The organism is Streptomyces sp. NRRL S-495 (genome assembly GCF_000966955.1).
Taxonomy (GTDB): domain Bacteria; phylum Actinomycetota; class Actinomycetes; order Streptomycetales; family Streptomycetaceae; genus Kitasatospora; species Kitasatospora purpeofusca.
Genome location: NZ_JZWY01000611.1, coordinates 1 through 18,655, shown reverse-complemented (window position 1 = coordinate 18,655; position 18,655 = coordinate 1). Strand labels below are relative to the sequence as shown.

Genomic DNA, 18,655 nt, shown 5'->3' with positions numbered 1-18,655 from the left:
GGCACGTGGGTGTCTCCTTCGACCAGATCGACCTCGGCCTGGAGGCGGAGATCCCCGTCCCGGCCGAGGTGGCCGCGGCCTGGGCCGGTCGGATCCACCTCGACTGGGGGCCGCTGCCCGGCAGTTACGGCTGGGTGTTCCCGAAGACCGAGTCCAGCAGCCTGACCGTCGGCGTGATCTCGGCGCGCGGGGACGGCGAGCGGACCAAGCAGTACCTGGCCGACTACATCCAGCAGCTGGGCCTCGCGGGGTTCCGGCCGAGCGTGGAGTCCGGGCACCTGACCCGCTGCCGGGCCGAGGACTCGCCGCTGTCGCGCGGCCGGGTGCTGGTGGCCGGGGACGCGGCCGGACTGCTGGAGCCGTGGACCCGGGAGGGCATCTCGTACGCGCTGCGCTCGGGCCGGCTGGCCGGGGAGTGGGCGGTCAAGGTGGCCGAGGCGGGCACGGCGGCGGAGGTGCGGCGGGAGGCGCTGAACTACGCCTTCGCGATCAAGGCCGGTCTCGGGGTGGAGATGCGGGCCGGCAAGCAGATGCTGACCGCCTTCGAGCGCCGGCCGTACCTGTTCCACGCGGCGGTCTGCCTGGTCGACCCGGCCTGGCGGGCGTTCGCCCGCACCACCCAGGGGCACACCACCTTCGCCCAGGTGATCCGCCAGTACCGCTCGGCCCGCCGCCTCGCGGCCCTGGCCTCGCGCTGAGGTGACGCCGGGTTCGGCGGGTGGGTACCCGCCGAACCCGGCGTGCGCGGACTCGGCGTGCTCGAGTCCGGTGTGCGCGGACTCGACGTGCTGTCCGAGCCCGTTGACGTGCTACTTGAGGCCGTTGTCGATCGCCGTGATCAGGGTGCCGCCGGGGGTGTCGCCGGTCATTTCCCAGATCATCGCGCCGAGCAGGCCCTTCGATTTCAGGTAGGCCGTCTTCTTGCCGATCGACCAGGCGTCGTCGAAGGTCCACCACTGGCCGCCGGCGCCGGTGTAGCCGTAGGTCGCGACCGACTGTTCGTCGTGGTACACGGCGAGGTTGGGGAAGGTGGTGATCAGGTTGTTGTACCCGCGGGTGCCGGCCTCCTCGGCGAACTGGCCGGGGGCGGCGCCGGTCGCGCTCTGCCACTCGCCCTTGACGCCGCCGTCGGCGACGCCCTGCCAGCCCCGGCCGTAGAACGCCAGGCCGATGGTGAGCTTGCGCGGGGTGACCCCGGCGTCGAGGTAGGGCTTGACCGCCGCGTCGACGCTGAAGTGGTTGGCGTACGGGTCCTGGGCGTCCTGGTAGAGGTTGCCCTGGTGGCCGGTGCGGTTGGGCTCCCAGGAGTTGTCGCTGCCCGCGCCGTGGAAGTCGTAGCCCTGGACGTTGGCGATGTCGAGGTAGTTGAAGATCTTCGAGAGGTCCCAGCCCTGGTCGATCTTCACCGGGTCGGCCGGGGTGAAGGCGGTCAGCAGCTTGTGCGAGCCGCCCAGGGCGTCCAGCTGCTTGCGGAACTCGGCCAGCAGCAGGGTCAGGTTGGCCTTGTCGTTGGCGCTGTAGTGGTTGCCGGCGTGGCCGTCGGGCGAGCCGGGCCACTCCCAGTCGAGGTCGATGCCGTCGAAGATGCCGGCCGCGACGCCGTCGCCGCCCGCGCCGTTGTAGACCGGCAGGTTGCCCTTGATCCACACATCGAGGCAGGACTTGACGAGCTTCTGCCGGGACGCGTCGGTGGCCGCCGCGTCGGAGAAGTACTTGGAGTACGTCCAGCCGCCCAGCGAGACGACGACCTTCAGGTTCGGGTACTTCGCCTTGAGCTTCTTCAACTGGTTGAAGTTGCCGCGCAGTTTGCCCCAGCCGTCGTCCGCCACGCCGTCGACCGACTGGGCGGCGCTCATCGGGCGGGCGTAGTCGGCGTCGGCGTCGCCCGCGCCGGTGCCCTGGTCCGGGTCCTGCGGGTTGGCGGTGGTGCCCTTGGTGACGCCCGCCAGGCAGGTCAGGTTGACCGGGTCGATGTTCTCGAAGGCGTAGTTGATGACGTCGAGCTTGGCCGCGCTGCCCGAGGTGTCGAGGTTCTTGACGAAGTACTGGCGGCCGTAGATGCCCCACTGGGTGAAGTAGCCGACCCGGGCGTACTTGCCGGCGCCGACCAGGTCGGAGGTGGTGACCTTCAGCGGCGCCGAGGCGGGCGAGGCGTTGTCCGCGCCGTCCCTGGCCTTGACGGTGAAGGTGTAGGCGGTGGACGGGGAGAGGCTGCCGACGGTGGCGGTCAGGGTGGAGCCGGTGACCGTGCGGACCACGGCGCCGTCCTGGTAGACGTCGTACGCGGCGACCTTCAGATTGTCGGTGGCGGCGTTCCAGGCGAGCGTCACCTCGCTCGAACCCACCGCGGTGGTGCGGAGGTTGGTGGGCGCGGTGGGCGGCGTCGGGTCGGTCGCCGGGTCGAAGGTGGAGGCCGTGACCGACGCGCTCAGCGGGCCGGTGTTGCCGCGGGTGTCCTTGGCGCGGACGGTCAGGGTGTAACTGGTCGCCGGGGTCAGCCCGGTGACCACCACGTCGGTGGTGGCGGTGGTGGCGACCACGGTGCTGCCGTTCAGCACCTCGTAGGAGGCGACCGGGAAGTCGCCGCCGGTCGCGGCGGGCCACTTCAGCGCGAGCGTGTGGGCCGTCGCGTCGGTCACCGCGGGGGCGCCCGGGGCGGACGGCAGGACGTCCGAACTGCCGTCGCACTTGTCGCCGTTGATCCGGCAGCCGGTCGGCGTGCCGACCGGGCCGTTGGCGACGAACCAGAAGCTGTACGGCTCGGTGGTCTTCCCCGCGGGGACGTTGGCGTTGTAGAACGCGGCGACGGCGGTGACGTGGCGGCCGTTGACCGTAGCGGTCCCGTTGTAGCTGTTCTGGACGGTGACGCCGGCCGGGAGGTCGAACTCCAGGGTCCAGCCGTTGACGGCGGCGGCGTTGTCGTTGCGGACGATGTAAGTTCCCTTCCACCAGGAGCCGTTGTTCTCGGTGGTGAAGGCGGCGGTGAGCTTGCCGGCCGCGTTGGCGGGGGTCGCCAGGGCGGTGATCGCGGCGATCGGGAGGAGCAGGACGGAGAGCAGCGCCAGCAGTCTGCGGCGGGTGCGGCGCGCCTGGTCTCGGCGCGCGCGGGATCGGACGGACATGGTTCTCCCTGTGACTGTGGGGTTGGACAGGGTGGCGCAGAACCGTGCGGGTGGAGCCCGGTGGTGCCAGGTGGTGCTGGGTGGTGCCCGGTCGGGTGGTGGGGTCGGTGCGTGGTCGACCGGTGCCCGCGTCGTGGGGGACGCAGCATGGGGGCACTGTAGGAGGACTGGACCAATGCGTCAACAGGTCTGTACCACTGGCAAGTTGAGAGCGCTGGTCGCGGCCCGCGCGGCGAGGGGCGGGGCGCGGCCCGGTCCTCAGCCGCGGCGCGGGTGGCCGGACAGCTCGTCGCCGAGCGGGCTGCGGCTGTACAGCACCGAACGGCCGTGCCGCGCCCGGTTCACCAGCCCGGTCCGGTGCAGCACCGCCAGATGCTGGCTGACCGCGGCCGGTGTCACCCTCAGCCGGTAGGCGAGGTCGGTGGTGCTGGCCGGCTCGGCCAGCAGTGCGAGCAGCCGGGTCTTCGGTGCGCCGAGCAGCTGCTCCAGTGCGCGCGGGGTCACCGGCGCCGCCGGAGCGGACATCCCCGCCTGCCCCCGGGCCGGGTAACTGATCTGCGGCGCCCGGTCGTTGCTGATCATCGTGATCGCGCCCCGGGCGAAGAAGGTCGGTACCAGGACCAGCCCGCGCCCGTCCACGGTGATCTCCCCGTCCCACTCCTTCCACCGGCGGTCGACCGACAGCAGCCCGTCCGTCCAGCGCAGCCGGTGGTCCAGGTCGGCGAACAGCGCGGCCGCGCCCTGCTGCGCCAGCACCCGGGAGCGGTAGACCAGGTCCGCCTCCAGCACCGCCCTGGCCTGCGGCCACCAGCCCGGTGCCAGGCAGCACTCCCAGTACTCCTCCAGGGCGTCGGCGATCCGCGCCAGCAGCCGGGCCGGGTCGGCCAGGCCCGCCGCGAGCAGCGGGGGCAGCGACTGGTGGTGGGGCAGGAAGGTCTGCTCCAGCTCGGGCCGCAGCCGCTCGGGCGGCAGTGCCCGGACGGCGGCCAGCTCGGTGCGGAAGTCCGGCCACGGGGTGGCCGGGCGGGGCGTCAGGAAGTCCGGGATCCAGCGGTGCACGGAGACCAGCGAGAGCAGCAGTGCGGAGTCCAGTCGTTCGAAGGCGGGGCGCAGTCGCTCGAAGGCGGCGGACTGGAGCGGGAAGTACCCGGGGTGGGTCCACATCCGTAGGCTGAGCGCGGCCTCCTGGACGGGGGAGCAGGCGAACCAGGTGGTGGCGAGGTCGGCCAGGCCGAGCTTGAACCGGTGCACGCGCCCCCTGGCCCCTCTCCCCGTCCGGCTGCGCCGCCGCCCGCCCGTGCCGCCGGTGCGCTGCTGGTTTTAGCCCGAGCCTAAATGATTACTGTCGAGTGGCGGTGCCGGGGTGTGATCGTGGGCATGACCACCCCACTGGCGGCGACCGCCGCGCCGAGTCCCGACCTGCCGACGTCCGGGGCGTCGCGCCTGCTGCACCCCGACCCGACGGTGCGCCGGCTCGCCCGGATCACCCTGCTCAACACGGTCGGCAGCGGCCTCTCGCTCTCCGTCGGCGTGCTGTTCTTCACCCGCTTCCTCGGCCTGAGCGCCGGTCGGCTCGGTTTCGCGCTCACCGCCGCCGGGCTCTGCGGGGTGCTCGCCAGCGTCCCCGCCGGGCGTGCCGCCGACCGCTGGGGCGCCAGGCCGGTGCTGGTCGTGCTGGTCACCCTCACCGGCCTCGGCACCGCCGGGTACACGCTGGTGGACGGCTACCCGGCGTTCGTGGCGCTCGCCTGCCTGGTCTCCGCCGCCGACCGGGGCGGGGCCGCCGTCCGCAACGCCCTGTACGCGGAGGTGCTGCCCGCCGACAAGCGGGTGGCGGGCCGGGCCTACCTGCGGGTGGTGACCAACGTCGGGATATGCCTCGGCACCGGGGTCGGCGCGATCGCGCTCCAGGTGGACTCGCGGGCCGGCTATCTGACGGCGATCCTGGCGGACGCCGCCTCGTACCTGGCCGTCGCGGTGCTGTTCCAGCGGCTGCGGGTGCCCGGGTGGTCGGGTGCCGCTGCTGGTGCTGGTGCTGGTGCTGGTGCTGGCGCGGGTGCTGGTGCGGGTGCGGGTAAGGCGGACAAGGCTGTCGAGGCGGGCGCGGCCGGGGGAGGGCGGCGCAACCCGGCGCTGCGGGACGGGCCGTTCCTGGTGGTGACCGCGCTCAGCTCGGTGCTCGCCCTGCAGTTCGCGATGCTGGAGGTCGGGGTGCCGCTGTGGATCGTCCAGCAGACCGACGCACCTCGGATCACCGTGGCCGGCACCCTGATCGTCAACACCGTGCTGGTGATCGCGTTCCAGGTCCGCGCCACCCGGGGCACCGAACACCCGGCCGCCGCGGCCCGGGCCTGCGGGCGCTCGGGGCTGATCCTGGCCGCCTCCTGCCTGGTCATCGGCCTCGCCCACGGCACGCCCGCCGCGTTGGCCGCGGTGGTGGTCCTGGTCGGCGTGGCACTCCAGGCGGTCGGCGAGGTGCTGGGCCAGGCCGGTACCTGGGCGCTCAGCTACGACCTGGCCGGCGAGCGCGGGCACGGCGCCTACCAGGGCGTCTTCAACGCGGGCACGTCCGCCGCGTTGATGATCGGCCCGGCCGTCGTCTCGACCGCCGTCATCGGCCACGGCCTGGCGGGCTGGGCCGCCCTCGGCGCGCTGCTCGCCGGCGCCGGCCTGGCGATGGGCCCCGCCGTCCGGTGGGCCCGGCGGCGGGGCGCGGTTCCGGCCTGACGCGGCGCGGCCGGTGGCCCGCCGGCTACTCCGGAACCACCGCGAAGGCCTCGATCTCGATCAGCACCTCCGGCAGGAACAGCGCCGCCACCTGCATCGCCGAGCTGGCCGGCGGCGGCAGCTCACCGAGGGCCTCGTTCCGCGCCTTGCGGACGGCGTCCAGGTGCCCGATGTCGGTGAGGAAGTACGTCAGCTTGACGACGTGCGAGAAGTCCGCACCCGCCGCCGCCAGGCAGCGCCGCAGGTTCTCGAAGATCTGCCGCGCCTGCGCCTCGGGGTCGCCCGCCCCGACCAGCCGCCGCTGCTCGTCGAAGGCGACCTGCCCCGACACCGCCACCAGCCGCCCCGTGGCCGACACCACCTGGGTGTAGCCGGTACCGGGGGCTACCCCGGGCGGCTCGGTGATGTGGGTGAGGCCGCTGCCGTTGCGCTGTGATTCCGTGGTCATGCGCCCATCGTGGCCGACAGTTGATCATCGCACCACGGCTTTCACGGAGGGTATCCTCTACACGCACCCGGCGTGACGAGAGCGACCGTCAGGGAAGGAGACCACTTCATGAGCACAGCACCCCGACTCCCCGGCGACTACAGCACGGTGACGGATCCCGAACGGGCACTGAAGTACGCGATCCAGCATGTCGCGGGCGACCGCGCCGAGATCATCGAGGGAGTCATCACACCTATGTCGCCGACCTGGGCGCACGAGAGCGCCGCCGAGGTCGTCCGCCGGCAACTGATGCCGAGCCTGGACGCGTTGGGCCTGGTCTCCGGGGCCGGCAATCTCGATCTGCCGGGCTCGGAAAACTGGTTCATCCCCGATCTCGCGGTGGTCCCGGCGGATCTGGCGGCCAAGACGGAGGGCGCGCTCCTTCCCGATCAGACGCTGCTCGTGGTGGAGGTCACCTCGCCCTCGAACGGGGAGACCGACCGGACGGTCAAACGCCGCCGCTACGGCCAGTACGGGGCACCGCTGTACCTTCTGGTCGACCGGCAGCACCGTGCCTGCACGCTCTTCAGCGGGCCGACCCGGCTCGGCTACGCGGTCGAGGATGGGCCGCACCCCTTCGGGACGCCGGTCCGGCTGCCGGAGCCGTTCGACCTCGACTTGGACACTTCCAGGCTCTGAGTGGTGACGGCGGTGGCCGGCGGGCGGCGGGAAGCCTGGTCGAGCGGAGGGTGGGCATGTCAGAGTCGTCCGGGCGCCGCCGCCCACCCGTGGCCGCGGACCCGTTCCGACCCACCCTCAGCCGGAAAGCAGGACCGTACCGATGACCAGTGAAGCGCCCTTCGTCCGTGTCGCCACCGAGGACGCCGTCACCACGCTGACCCTCGACTCGCCGCACAACCGCAATGCGCTCTCCCGCCGGCTGATGGCCGAGCTGACCGCCGGGCTGGCCGGGGCGGCCGCGGATCCGGAGGTGCGTGCGGTGGTGCTGACGCACGTGGGCAAGGTGTTCTGCGCCGGGGCGGACCTCTCCGAGGCGACCGGGGCGGACCCGACGGTCGGGCCGCGCGGGCTGGTCGACCTCCAGCGGGCGATCGTGGACTGCGCCAAGCCGGTGATCGCCGTCATCGACGGGCACGTCCGGGCCGGCGGGCTGGGGCTGGTGGGCGCGGCCGATCTGGCGATCGCCGGACCGGCTGCCACCTTCGCGTTCACCGAGGTCAGGCTCGGCCTCGCGCCGGCCGTGATCTCGCTGCCGCTGCGCCCCAAGCTGGACCCGCGCGCGGCCTCCCGCTACTACCTGACCGGCGAGGTGTTCGACGCGGCCGAGGCCGCCCGGATCGGTCTGGTCACCCGGGCGGCCGACACGACGGAGGCGGCCGAGGTCGCGCTCAAGGAACTGCTGGACGCCCTGCGGCTGGGTTCGCCGCAGGGCCTCGCGCAGTCCAAGCGGCTCGCCAACGCCGAGGTGGTGCGCTCCTTCGAGCGGGACGCCGACGAACTGGTCGAGCTGTCGGCACGGCTGTTCGGCTCGGAGGAGGCCCAGGAGGGCATGCGGTCGTTCCTGGAGAAGCGGCCCGCCCGCTGGGTGCGGTAGGGCGCCCGCCGCCTCGGCTCAGCTGATGGTGGCGGTCTCGCGCCAGAGGTCGAGGAGCGCCTCGTCGCCGGAGTGCTCCACCCGCCCGGTCCCGGCGGGCAGCCGGTTCCAGAGCAGCAGGTAGAGGTCCCGGGCCGGGCCGGTGAGGGTCAGGTCGGCCGGGGCCTCGGTGAGCTCGACGGACAGCGGTTCCTCGCTGACCGTCAGCAGCCAGCGGCCGGGCCCGTCGGTCGTGCTGATCAGGACGGTGCGCGGCCGCTCGCTGCGGAGCCGGGAGCGGTCGCGGGACAGGAAGCCGCGCAGCAGTTCGTCGATGCCGTCGAGCGCGAGCTCGGGTGCGGTCGCCGGTCCCTCGGCGCCGGCGGCCGCGTCGGCGTCGATCCGGTGCACGGCCGTCTCGTGTGCCTGTCGGCGGGCCCAGAACGCGAGCGGGCTCGGGGCCGTCGGCAGGAAGGTCCAGCAGGCCAGGTCGGCCGGGGCGGCGAGGAGCGTGTCGACCAGCGTGCCGTGGCCCGCGCGGAACCAGTCGAGCAGGACGGCGTCGTCCGGCGCCTCCGCCCAGATCGCCTGCTGGCTCGCCTCGTCCATCGGCGTCGGCCGGCCGTCCCGGACGTGGGTGGTGGCCCAGCGGTGCACATGGCCGGTGTGGAGGACGAGGTCCCGCAGTCGCCACTCCGGGCAGGTCGGGACGGGGGCGTCGAGGTCGGTGCGGGCGGCGGCGTCCGCGAGCAGGCCGCCTTCGCGGCGCAGCGCGTCGAGGTGTGCGGTGATCTCCATGATCGGGAGTCTGGCAGCATCGGCGGTATTCGGACATGCGTTCCCATGAATGGCCAACGGAAATGTTGCGGGGCACGGTGTGGGGGTGGCGTGGCTTCGGGGCGGCGACGGGCCGTGTGACCTTGGCCGCCTCGGCGCCGGGCGGACCGTACGGACCGGTAACGTGAGCGCATGTCGATCACGCGTTCCCTGTTCAGCGCCGCCCGGGCCGGCGGCCGGCGCGCTTCGGGGCGGCTCGTCCACCGGGGCTGGCAGTGGGTGCAGCGGGCCGGCGCGGTCTCCAGCGAGAACCCCGGGCCGTACCGCTTCGGCGAGCTCGGCGCGGGGACGAAGCTGAGCTTCCCGCTCGGCGCGGTCTTCAACGAGCAGTGGATCACCATCGGCCCGTTCTCGATCATCGGCGAACGGGTGACCATCAGCGCGGGCTTCCTCCCCGGCCTGGACCTCGGGCCCGAGCCGATCGTGCGGATCGGCGGCGGCTGCGTGATCGGCCGCGACAGCCACATCGTCGGCCACCAGTCGATCGTGCTGGGCGACGACGTGTGGACCGGTCCCGGCGTCTACATATCCGACCAGGCGCACGAGTACCGGTCGACGGACCTGCCGATCGGCAAGCAGTGGCCGCGCAACGAGCCGGTGGAGATCGGCTCCGGCAGCTGGATCGGCACCGGAGCGGTGATCCTCCCGGGTGCCCGGCTGGGCCGCAATGTGGTCGTCGCGGCCGGTTCCGTGGTGCGCGGCGAGGTGCCGGACCACACGGTGGTGGCGGGCGCGCCGGCCAGGGCGGTCCGCCGCTGGACGCAGGAGGAGGGCTGGCAGCCGCCGTTCCGCAACGAGCCGCCGCGGCCGCTGCCGGACGACCTGACCGCCGCGCAGCTGCGGGCGCTGGCGGGCTGGGACCTGCGGCTGCCGGGCGAGTCCGAGGTCTGACGCCGGGCAGCCGGGCGGCTGCTCTGTCGGGCGGCCGGGCAGCCGGGATCCAGCACCCAGGAGGCGGGCCCTAATTCGGTTGCCGCCGTTCCGCGGGGTCGGATAGGAAGCTCACATGCTTCGAGGCGAGAAGATCGGGCTGCGGGCCCGGCACGAGGACGACATCCCGGTCCTGCTGACCGAACTCCACGACGACGTGGCCAACTCCTCGCGGGCCGAGAGCGCACCGTGGCGGCCGATCCCGCCCGGCTCGAAGGAGTCCCGGGTCTCACTGGACCGCACGGACGACGCGATTGTGTCGTTCTCCGTGGTGGACCTCGACGACGGTGCGCTCCTCGGCAGCGCGAGCCTGTGGGGCATCGACAACCACAACCGCTCCGCGCACCTCGGCCTCGGACTGCGCCCCTCCGCCCGGGGCCGGGGTCACGGCACCGAGGTGGTCGCGGTGCTGTGCCACTACGGCTTCGTCGTGCGCGGCCTGCGGCGGCTGCAGGTCGAAACCCTTGAGGACAACGCCGCGATGCTGCGCGCCGCCGAGGGCAACGGCTTCGTCCGGGAGGGCGTGCTGCGCTCCTCCGCCTGGGTGATGGGCGAGTTCCTGGACGAGGTGCTGCTCGGCCTGCTGGTCCAGGACTGGAAGGCCCGGGGCTAAGGGGCGGTCCGGGTGCCCAGGGCGTGTCCTGCGGCGGCGCGTTCGGCGTCGCGGGCGGCGAGGGCGGCCGTGATCCGGGGCAGGTCGGCGGGCCGGGTGGGGTCCAGGCCGGTGCGGACGGCGATCCGCCGGAGCCGGTAGTCCACGGTGTTGGGGTGCAGGTGGAGCACCTGGGCGGTGTGGCGTCTGCTGAGGCCCCCGGCGAGGTGCACCCGCAGGGTGGTGAGCAGTTCGCCCGCGTCGTCCAGCGGGGCGAGCAGTGCCGCGAGCCGCGACCGGGCCCGGCTGGGCCGGCTGAGCTGGTACTCGACCAGTAGGTCGTCCAGCCGGTGCAGCCCGGGCGCCCGTCCGACCGCCAGGGCCACCTCGAGGACTTCCGCCGCGAGCGCGGCGGCCGCCGGGACCTCGGCGGGCACCGAGGCCGACCCGCCCGCCCGGACGGTGACGCCGGCCGCGCGCGCGACGCGCCGCAGGGTCTCGGCCAGTCGCTCCCAGACCTGCTCGGGCACGGCCTCCGGGTCGTGCTCCAGCGGAACCAGCACCACACCGCCGCCGGCGGTGAGTGCGGACAGCGCCGACTGCCGGGTGGCGTGGTCGAGTTCGGTGCGCAGCCAGCGCAGCTTGCGGTGCCCCGCCACCATCCGGTCGACGTCCGGGGAGCGCTCGTCGGGGTGCTCGGCGACGGCGAGGCGCAGCACCGCGTACGCGGGCGGCAGGCCGATCCCGGCCCGGGCGGCCGCCGACTCGGCCTCGGCCCGCGCGCCGTCCAGCAGTGCGGTGACCAGGGCCCCTCGGGCGGCCCGCCGTTCGGCGGCGTCGCCGCGGCCCTCCTCCAGGTATCCGGCGCAGGTCGCGGCGGCGGCCCGGCGCAGGTGGTTGAGCATCAGCCGGTTGAGCAGCAGCAGGTCGGCGGCGTCGCCGTCGTCGGCGTGCCGGGTGATCAGCTCCCAGCAGACCTCCAGACCGAGGTGGTGGGCGAACAGCACGGCGTCCAGCGGCACGCCCTCCTCGGCGCGCCGGGCGGCGGCTTCCCGGACGGCGGTGAACTCGCCCTCGGGGGCGGGCAGTCCGGTGCGGACGGCGTGGGCGAGGGCGCGGATCCGGCGGGCGGCGACCGGGACCAGTTCGCCGGTGGCCAGTTCGCGGGGGAAGCGGCGGTAGGCCGGCACCCGGTCCAGCAGTGCGGCGACCACGGCCTCGGCCAACTCCGGTACGGCGCTCAGCAGACGTTGGTCGGCGGCGGTGCCGCCGATCACCGGGATCCGCCAACCGGCTGCGGTGGGGGGTGAATTGTGACCGGTCACAGAGAACTCCGTCGAGGTCTGGAAGCCGTCCGAGGCCCAGGTCGGAGGGGCGACCGCAGGATGGAGGCACTCGGGTTACCTGTTGGTAACAAACTTCCGCTCCGGAGGCAACCGTTGAGAACCCCACTTCTCCGCTCCGCCGCAAGGCCGTTGCGCCGCAAGCTCCTTGGGGCTGCTGGTGCGGCGCTCCTGGCCGGCGCACTGCTCGCCGGCGCTCCCGCCGGTGCGGCCCGGGCGGCGGACGCGACCCCCACCGCGCCCGCCGCCGCTGCCTCCGCCCAGGTCGCGGCTCCGGCCGCCGCGGGTCAACTCCCGCCCGACGGTGACACGGTGGCCTCGCCGCCCGGAGCCAACGACTGGACCTGCCGGCCGACCGCCGCCCACCCGAACCCGGTGGTCCTGGTGCACGGCACCTTCGCCAACCGGTACGAGAACTGGCTGGTGCTCTCGCCGCTGCTGAAGAGCCTGGGCTACTGCGTCTTCGCCCTGGACTACGGCACGGTCCCCGGCATCACCTCGTCCGGCAGCGGGCTGCTGCTGCCGATCGGCGGGCTCGGCCCGGTCACCGACTCGGCGGCCCAACTCGGGCGTTTCGTCGATCTGGCGTTTCGTCGATCTGGTGCGCGGGGCGACCGGCGCGGCCGAGGTCGACCTCGTCGGCCACTCGCAGGGCGGCATGCTGCCGAACTACTACCTGAAGTTCCTCGGCGGCGCGGCCAAGGTCGGCAAGCTGGTCGCCCTCGCGCCGTCCAACCACGGCACCACGCTGGACGGCATCACCAACCTCGCCCCGTACTTCCCGCGGGTCGCCGAACTGATCTACACGGCCTGCGCGGCCTGCCGCGACCAGGCGGTCGGCTCCGACTTCAACCGGCGGATGGCCACCCGGCCGGACACCGTCCCCGGCGTGCGCTACACCGTGATCTCCACGGTCTACGACGAGGTCGTCACGCCCTACCGGAGCCAGTTCCTGGACGGTGCGGGCGGCGCCGGTGCGGCGGCCGTGGACAACGAGGTGCTCCAGGCGCACTGTCCGCTCTCGCTCGCCGAGCACGTGGCCGTAGCCTTCGCGCCCACCGCGCTGCACCTGGTCACCAACGCGCTCGACCCGGCCCACGCCACCCCGGTGCTCTGCGGCTGAGGCCGTCACCGCCGGGGCCGCTCCCGGTCGTTGCCGCCGCGTGGGAAGTCGGACCGGCCGACTTCCCACGCGGCGGACCGGTGCGCCGAGTGTCGGTGGGGGCGGGGATACTGCCGTCGGTCGGTGGACCGGTGGACCGAGGAGAGGAGAGTGGCGTGGGTTTCGTCGACGAGGTGGCGGTACCGGTGTCGGAGGACCGGGCGGACTGGCTCGAGTACGCGCGGGCGCTGAGCGAGGCGGGTGATCCGCGGGGGGAGGCGATCCGGCTGGAGGACCGGGGGGCGCCGGCCGACGACGCGGAACTCGCGGCGGTGTACCGGCAGGTGGAGCGGGAGTGCGGGCTGTACGGCCTCCGGGCCGACGGGTCGTGGCGGCTCGGCTGGTCCCGCGGATTCCTCGACACCGCCGTGTTCCGGCTGACGGAGGAGACCGGTCCGGCGGAGGGGAACGGTCCGGCGGAGGGGACCGGCCCGACGGACGGTACCGGCCCGGTGGGCGAGGCCGACCGTGCGGACGGGGCCGGTCCGCGGCGCCGGGCGCTGGTGGTCCGGCTGCTGGCGGAGCTGCCGCACAGCGGCGCCCACAACCCGGACGACCCCGAGCAGTGGGAGGCGGCACTGGTCGACGTGCTGCTGTGCCACCCCGCCGCCGGGCGGCTGCGCACACTGGAGCTGCGGCTGACGGACCACCACCACTCGGCGGGGCGCGCCGCCGCGGCGCTCGCCGCGCGGCAGCGGCCCCGGCTCGCGGAGCTGTACCTCGGTCACCACTACGACACGCTCTTCGAGCTCCACCGGACCTCGGCGGGCCGTGCGCTGGAGGTCGAGCGGTACCTGCACGACCCGGTGGTCCCGCACGAGGTGGGCCGGGCGCTCTGGCCCGCGCTGCCCGCCCTGCGCAGTCTGGAGCTGGAAGGCGCGTTCCTGTTCGACGACGTGGTGCACGAGGAGTTGACGCACCTGCGGACCAGGGGCGCGGTCTTCTCGGACGGCGCCCTGTTCGGGACGTCCACGCCGGGCCTGGTCACCCTGGAGGTGGAGATCGATCACGACGTGCACGGCACCGTTGCCAGCAACCTCCAGCTGGAGGAGCTCACGCCCGCCGGGTACCCCCGGCTGCGGCACCTCGACCTGGGCGCGGCGACCTTCGAGCCCGAGGAGGCCGGCGACTTCGCCGTCCTCGCCGGGCACCCGCTGCTGCCCCAGCTGGAGAGCCTGACCGTCCGGGAGCTGGTGATCGAGGACACCGGCGCGGAGCGGGACCCGCTGGAGGTCCTGAGCGAGCTGGCCCCCCGGTTCGCCCACCTCGAGCTGCGGGTGGAGGGCGGCATCGGGATCGAGGGGGCCGACGAGCGGGAGCTGGAGCGGGTGCTCGCCGCTCTCGGTCAGCAGCCGGGCACTCGCTAGGAGCGTGTCCCAGTAACCGGCAACCCACGTGCGGCTTGTGATTATTTGTGCGGGATGATCCTGATATGCGTGATGGGGGCGGGCTGTTCGGGCTGGTTGTCGCGCTGTGGAACAGCCTGATCTCCGGCACAGTCTGATCGAACAGGGCCCAGTATTCGACCATCCTTGCCATAGTGGGCGCATGAACTTGATCAAATATGGTCACGCCTGTGTGCGCCTGGAGGTTGACGACCGGGTGCTGGTGATCGACCCGGGGTCGTTCTCGGAGGCCGAAGCGCTCGACGGGGTCGACGAGGTGCTGGTGACTCACGAGCACCCCGACCACCTCGACGTCGCCAAGCTCGTGTCGGCGAGTCAGCGCAACTCCGCGTTCCGGGTGTACCTGCCGTCGGCGGCGATCGAGTCGGCTCCCGAGCTGGGCGGCGCGGCGGTCGCCGTCGAGGTGGGGCAGCGGTTTACGGCGGCCGGGTTGGTCGTCGACGTCGTGGGCGGGGCGCACGCCGAGACCTACGACGGCCTGCCCGGCTGCGCCAACGTCGGGTTCGTCGTCGACGGCACGGTCTACCACCCGGGCGACTCGCTGTTCGTCCCACCGTCGCCGGTGGAGACGCTGTTCGTGCCGGCCGCCGCACCCTGGCTCAAGCTCTCCGAGGCACTGGACTTCGTGCGGGCAGTGCGGCCGAAGCGGGCGTTCCCGATCCACGACGCCACACTCAACGAGCTCGGCCAGGAAAACTTCGATGGCTGGTTGGACTTCAAGGGCGGCACCGAGTACGCGCGCATCCCGGTCGGGGAGTCCGTGACAATCCGCTAGGAGCGTTCCAGATCGAGGCCGAGGCCGCCGACAAGGCCCGCCGCCACGCCGAGGGCAAGGAACGCCGCCGCCGGCAGCGCACCGGCACCAGCGACCAGCAGGCCGTCATCGACGCCGCCAAGGCCCGGCCGAAACCGGAGGCCCAGGCCAACTTCACCGACCCCGACTCGCGGATCATCAAGAACAGCGACGGCGCCTGCATCCAGGTCTACTACGCCCGGGCCGTCGTGGACGAGGCCCACCAGGTCATCACCGCCGCCGACGTGATGACCAACGCCTCCGACGCGCTGAACTGCACCACGATGCTCGACCAGTCCCGCGCGGAACACCGGCCGCCACCCCAAGCAGGCCCTCGTCGACGCCGGCCACTGCTCCGAGACCGACCTCGAAGCCGCGCGGGAGCGCCAACTGGCCTGCGGCACCGACACGTCGAACCCGTCCTCGGACAGATCATGACCTGCCGGAACGGCCGCCGGCTCCTCCTGCGCGGCGAGGACGGCGCCCGCGGCGAGTGGCGCCTGCTCGCCGCCTGCCACAACCTCCGCAAGATCTTCCGCCACGCCGGGACAGCAGGAATCGCTGCTTCGGCCGGCCAGCCGACCAGCTGGGCCTCCCTGGCCGCGTCACGAGCCTGACAGCCGGACACCCGGCGGGCGGGCCCCCCACAGCCCCACACAGGCCCCGGCGGGGGCCGCCGCGACCGCCCCCGCCGGTCGCGCCAGCGGAGCCGCTAGCTCGTTACTGACGCACGCTCCTAGTCCACGGAGGAGCGCAGCGTGAGCACGGCGGTGGTGCCGCTGGGGCGGAGGTCTGTCTCTTATACACATCTCTNGAGGTCGTGGGTGGCGGGGGCGGTGAGGAGGGCGGCGTCGTACCGGGTGAGGGCGGTGGTGGCGTCGAGGGTCGCGGTGCCGGACAGGCAGACCAGCAGCACGGTGGTGCCGGCGGCGACCACGAGCGGCCGGGGCTCCGTCGCCAGGGTCAGTTCGGCGGTGGCGCGGCCGCGGCGGGTCATCACGTTGAAGTCGACCAGCGGGCCGCCGAGCAGCCGGCAGTCGGTGGCCGCGTCGCCGGAGAAGGCGAATGGGCGGAACGGCGCGTCGACGACGTGCTCGGTGCCGTCGACGGTCAGGGCCATGCCCGGGCCCTCGACCAGGGTGATCACCCGGTCCACCCCGGGGAAGGCGGAGAACGGTCCGGCCGCCCCGACGTCGGCGAGGCTGACCCGCCACTGGAAGTCGTCCAGCCCCGAACCCGCCGGGTACCCGGCGACCTCCCTGGTCACCCCGCCGCCGTTGCGCCAGGCGGTGGCCGGGCGTTCGGCGGCGCGGAGGAGCTGGACCGGTCCGGTGCTGTTCGTCATGGCGCGATCCTCGCACGGGCCCGGCGGCGTGGGGGAGCCTCCCGGCGCGGACCCGGTTCGGACCCGGCGCGGCCTCAGGGCGGCTCGGCGCGGCTCGGTGCCGCTCAGTGCCGCCGGACGGCCAGCGGGAGCAGGGCGGCGACGACGGCCGCGGCCGCGACCGTGGTGAGGGCGAGCGGCAGGCTGGTCGCGTCGGCCAGGAAGCCGATCACCGGCGGGCCGATCAGCATGCCGCCGTACCCGAGCGTGGAGGCGAGGGCGACACCCCGGGGGCCGCCGGCGGCGCCGGCCTGGGCGATGGCGAGCGGGAAGAGGTTGGCCAGGCCGAGCCCGACCAGCACGAACCCGGCCAGGGCGAGCGGGACCAGCGGGGCGAGCGCGGCCAGCAGCATCCCGGCCGCCGCGGTGAACCCGCCGAGCAGCATCACCCGGTGCTGGCCGAGCCGCACGGACAGCCAGGTACCGCCGATCCGCCCGGTGGTCATGGCGAGCGCGTAGGCGACGTAACCGGCGGCGGCCACCTGCGCGCCGGCGTGGACGTCGTCCGTCAGGTGCACGGTGGTCCAGTCGGCTATGGCGCCCTCGCCGTACGCGGTGCAGAGCGCGGTGAGGCCGAGCAGCAGGACCAGCACGCGTCCGGCACCGGAGGCGGTGCCGGACGCGGTGCCGGACGCGGTGCCGCCGGAGGAGGACGCGGCGGCCGACGCGGTGCCGACCGGTCGCGCCGCGGGGCTGCGGAGCAGGGCGGCACCCGCGAGGGCGGTGACCGCGAGGCCGAGCAGTCCGGCGGCCGCGAGCCACTGGGCGGCCGTCAGGGTGCCGGCGAGCAGGCCGCCCGCTCCGGCGCCGAGCAGGCCGCCGAGGCTGTAGCCGGCGTGGAAGCTGGGCATGACGGGGCGTCCGAGCTCGCTCACGATCTCGACGGCGGCGCTGTTCATGGCGACGTTCGCACCGCCGTAACCGGCGCCGAAGAGCAGCAGGACGCCGCCGAGCGCGGGCACCGAGTGGGTGTGCGCGGGCAGCGGGACGGAGACCGCGAGCAGGGCGAGCGAGGCGACGGTGATCGGCCGGGAGCCGTAGCGCAGGCAGAGCCGGCTCACGACCGGCATGGTGGCCACGGCGCCCGCCGACACGCAGAGCAGGGCGAGGCCGAGCGCCCCGTGCGAGGCGCTGACCTGGTTGCGGATGTCGGGGATCCGGACGACCCAGGCGGCGAAGAGCAGGCCGTCGACGGCGAAGAAGGCGGTCAGGGCGAGCCGGGCGCCGCCCCAGGAGGAGAGGGCGGACACGGGGAGGGTGTGGGATCGGGCGGCATTGCTGCGAGACTGGGGGGACGGCCGGTCGGCGGGGGCATGGGGACGAATTTTGTTTCGGAGCGGCACAAAGTAAGAATAGGGACGTGCAGCTCTCACCTTCAAGTCCGAAGCCCGGGACCGGGGCCGAACTCGACGCGCAGCGCGACGCCCACCGCCGCGCGGCCCCCGACCGCGGCCGGACGCTGCTCGGTCCGGCGCTCCAGCTGATCCACACCGGCCAGACCCCGACCCGCTCGGCGCTCACCCGCGCGCTCGACGTCACCCGGGCCACGGCCGGCGCCGTCACCGCCGAACTGGAGGCGCTCGGGCTGATCACGGTCGACTCCCGCCCGGCCGGCGGTGGCCGCGGCCGCCCCTCGCACCGGCTCGCCATCGACCCCGCGGGTCCGGTGGTGGTCGCCGGACAGATCCACGCCGACGGGCTGAGCGTCACCCTGGCCGGCCTCGGCGGACTGCTCGACCCGCCGGTCCACCTGCCGCTGCCCGCCGCCACCGACCCGGTGCGGATGCTGCGCGCGGTGGCCCAGGCGGGCGCCGAACTCGCCCGCGCCACCGACCGCCGCTGCCTCGGCGCGGCGCTCGCCCTGCCGAACCCGGTCACCGAGCCGGACGGCACGGCCCTGGCCGCACTGCACTTCGCCTGGCCCAGCGGCACCCCCGTCGCGGACCTCTACGACGTCGAGGTGGGGCGCGCCGACCACGGCCCGAGGGCGCTCGACCCGCTGCCCACCTCGATCGCCAACGATGCCAACCTGGCCGCCCTCGCCGAGTACCGGCACGGCGCCGGCCGGGGCGCCCGACACCTGCTGCTGGTCACCTCCGGCCACCGCGGGGTCGGCGGCGCGCTGGTCATCGACGGGCGGCTGCACACCGGCAGCGCCGGGCTCGCCCTGGAGGTCGGCCATCTGACCGTCGATCCGCAGGGCCGCCCCTGCCAGTGCGGCAACCGGGGCTGCCTCAACTCCGAGACCGACCCGGACGCGCTGTTCGCCGCCGCCGGTCTGACGCCGGACCCGGAGCGGCCGCTGCTCGACCAGGCCGGTGAGCTCTGCCGGGCCGCC

General features: G+C 73.9%; 15 protein-coding genes and 3 pseudogenes. 11 read left to right on the top strand and 7 right to left on the bottom strand.

The genetic code is table 11. From position 1 onward, the window contains the following. Positions 1-698 (top strand): annotated as a pseudogene (locus VR45_RS28860) (hyaluronate lyase); the annotation flags it as partial. Between the two features lie 111 nt (positions 699-809). On the opposite strand, the gene VR45_RS28855 reads toward VR45_RS28860, so the two are convergent. Together VR45_RS28855 and VR45_RS28850 are read right to left on the bottom strand one after the other, a co-directional pair. Next, positions 810-3,122, bottom strand: a complete 2,313-nt coding sequence (locus tag VR45_RS28855; RefSeq protein WP_045942790.1) for a glycosyl hydrolase family 18 protein — start codon at positions 3,120-3,122, stop codon at positions 810-812. Positions 3,123-3,380: 258 nt separating this feature from the next. Next, positions 3,381-4,373, bottom strand: a complete 993-nt coding sequence (locus tag VR45_RS28850) for an ArsR family transcriptional regulator (protein WP_045942789.1) — start codon at positions 4,371-4,373, stop codon at positions 3,381-3,383. Between the two features lie 126 nt (positions 4,374-4,499). On the opposite strand from VR45_RS28850, the gene VR45_RS28845 reads away from it, so the two are divergent. Then, entirely contained in the window at positions 4,500-5,849 is a 1,350-nt protein-coding gene (locus VR45_RS28845; RefSeq protein WP_159394385.1) for an MFS transporter, read from the top strand. A gap of 25 nt (positions 5,850-5,874) precedes the next feature. On the opposite strand, the gene VR45_RS28840 is transcribed toward VR45_RS28845, so the two are convergent. Further along, positions 5,875-6,297, bottom strand: a complete 423-nt coding sequence (locus VR45_RS28840; protein WP_045942787.1) for a RidA family protein — start codon at positions 6,295-6,297, stop codon at positions 5,875-5,877. Positions 6,298-6,405: 108 nt separating this feature from the next. On the opposite strand from VR45_RS28840, the gene VR45_RS28835 reads away from it, so the two are divergent. Next, the gene (locus VR45_RS28835) at positions 6,406-6,975 is read left to right on the top strand and encodes a Uma2 family endonuclease (protein WP_045942786.1); all 570 of its coding nucleotides are present in this window, start codon (positions 6,406-6,408) and stop codon (positions 6,973-6,975) included. 142 nt (positions 6,976-7,117) lie between these two features. Further along, the gene (locus tag VR45_RS28830; RefSeq protein ID WP_045942785.1) at positions 7,118-7,891 is read left to right on the top strand and encodes an enoyl-CoA hydratase family protein; all 774 of its coding nucleotides are present in this window, start codon (positions 7,118-7,120) and stop codon (positions 7,889-7,891) included. A gap of 18 nt (positions 7,892-7,909) precedes the next feature. On the opposite strand, the gene VR45_RS28825 is transcribed toward VR45_RS28830, so the two are convergent. After that, positions 7,910-8,668, bottom strand: a complete 759-nt coding sequence (locus VR45_RS28825) for a maleylpyruvate isomerase family mycothiol-dependent enzyme (protein WP_045942784.1) — start codon at positions 8,666-8,668, stop codon at positions 7,910-7,912. A 171-nt stretch (positions 8,669-8,839) separates the two neighbouring features. Here VR45_RS28825 and VR45_RS28820 point away from each other — a divergent pair, with 171 nt between their 5' ends. Both VR45_RS28820 and VR45_RS28815 read left to right on the top strand, forming a co-directional pair. After that, on the top strand, positions 8,840-9,598 hold the full coding sequence (locus tag VR45_RS28820; RefSeq protein WP_045942783.1) for an acyltransferase: 759 nt from the start codon (positions 8,840-8,842) through the stop codon (positions 9,596-9,598). A gap of 115 nt (positions 9,599-9,713) precedes the next feature. Beyond that, positions 9,714-10,250: a GNAT family protein gene (locus VR45_RS28815; RefSeq protein ID WP_045942782.1), complete on the top strand. Its 537-nt coding sequence runs from the start codon at positions 9,714-9,716 to the stop codon at positions 10,248-10,250. Here the strand turns inward: VR45_RS28815 and VR45_RS28810 are convergent. Further along, on the bottom strand, positions 10,247-11,554 hold the full coding sequence (locus VR45_RS28810) for a helix-turn-helix domain-containing protein (RefSeq protein ID WP_052709456.1): 1,308 nt from the start codon (positions 11,552-11,554) through the stop codon (positions 10,247-10,249). The genes VR45_RS28815 and VR45_RS28810 overlap by 4 nt on opposite strands. A gap of 201 nt (positions 11,555-11,755) precedes the next feature. On the opposite strand from VR45_RS28810, the pseudogene VR45_RS28805 reads away from it, so the two are divergent. The 4 genes and pseudogenes from VR45_RS28805 to VR45_RS44550 all read left to right on the top strand — a co-directional run. After that, a pseudogene (locus VR45_RS28805) lies at positions 11,756-12,695 on the top strand (alpha/beta fold hydrolase). A gap of 155 nt (positions 12,696-12,850) precedes the next feature. Beyond that, positions 12,851-14,101: a hypothetical protein gene (locus VR45_RS28800; protein WP_052709455.1), complete on the top strand. Its 1,251-nt coding sequence runs from the start codon at positions 12,851-12,853 to the stop codon at positions 14,099-14,101. A gap of 181 nt (positions 14,102-14,282) precedes the next feature. Continuing rightward, positions 14,283-14,915: an MBL fold metallo-hydrolase gene (locus VR45_RS28795; protein ID WP_045942781.1), complete on the top strand. Its 633-nt coding sequence runs from the start codon at positions 14,283-14,285 to the stop codon at positions 14,913-14,915. Between the two features lie 8 nt (positions 14,916-14,923). Continuing rightward, positions 14,924-15,550, top strand: a pseudogene (locus tag VR45_RS44550) (IS1182 family transposase); the annotation flags it as partial. A 182-nt stretch (positions 15,551-15,732) separates the two neighbouring features. On the opposite strand, the gene VR45_RS28785 reads toward VR45_RS44550, so the two are convergent. Continuing rightward, positions 15,733-16,278, bottom strand: coding sequence for a HutD family protein (locus VR45_RS28785; protein WP_045942779.1), 546 nt, complete (start codon positions 16,276-16,278; stop codon positions 15,733-15,735). 104 nt (positions 16,279-16,382) lie between these two features. Further along, the gene (locus VR45_RS28780; RefSeq protein WP_045942778.1) at positions 16,383-17,567 is read right to left on the bottom strand and encodes an MFS transporter; all 1,185 of its coding nucleotides are present in this window, start codon (positions 17,565-17,567) and stop codon (positions 16,383-16,385) included. A gap of 209 nt (positions 17,568-17,776) precedes the next feature. On the opposite strand from VR45_RS28780, the gene VR45_RS28775 reads away from it, so the two are divergent. After that, positions 17,777-18,655, top strand: an 879-nt coding sequence (locus VR45_RS28775) for an ROK family protein (protein WP_045942791.1), incomplete at its 3' end; no start/stop codon positions are given.

Coding starts and splice junctions, on each gene's coding strand:
- VR45_RS28830 (WP_045942785.1), top strand. CDS start 7,118: ATGACCAGTGAAGCGCCCTTCGTCCGTGTCGCCACCGAGGACGCCGTC.
- VR45_RS28845 (WP_159394385.1), top strand. CDS start 4,500: ATGACCACCCCACTGGCGGCGACCGCCGCGCCGAGTCCCGACCTGCCG.
- VR45_RS28815 (WP_045942782.1), top strand. CDS start 9,714: ATGCTTCGAGGCGAGAAGATCGGGCTGCGGGCCCGGCACGAGGACGAC.
- VR45_RS28835 (WP_045942786.1), top strand. CDS start 6,406: ATGAGCACAGCACCCCGACTCCCCGGCGACTACAGCACGGTGACGGAT.
- VR45_RS28795 (WP_045942781.1), top strand. CDS start 14,283: ATGAACTTGATCAAATATGGTCACGCCTGTGTGCGCCTGGAGGTTGAC.
- VR45_RS28840 (WP_045942787.1), bottom strand. CDS start 6,297: ATGACCACGGAATCACAGCGCAACGGCAGCGGCCTCACCCACATCACC.
- VR45_RS28820 (WP_045942783.1), top strand. CDS start 8,840: ATGTCGATCACGCGTTCCCTGTTCAGCGCCGCCCGGGCCGGCGGCCGG.
- VR45_RS28855 (WP_045942790.1), bottom strand. CDS start 3,122: ATGTCCGTCCGATCCCGCGCGCGCCGAGACCAGGCGCGCCGCACCCGC.
- VR45_RS28825 (WP_045942784.1), bottom strand. CDS start 8,668: ATGGAGATCACCGCACACCTCGACGCGCTGCGCCGCGAAGGCGGCCTG.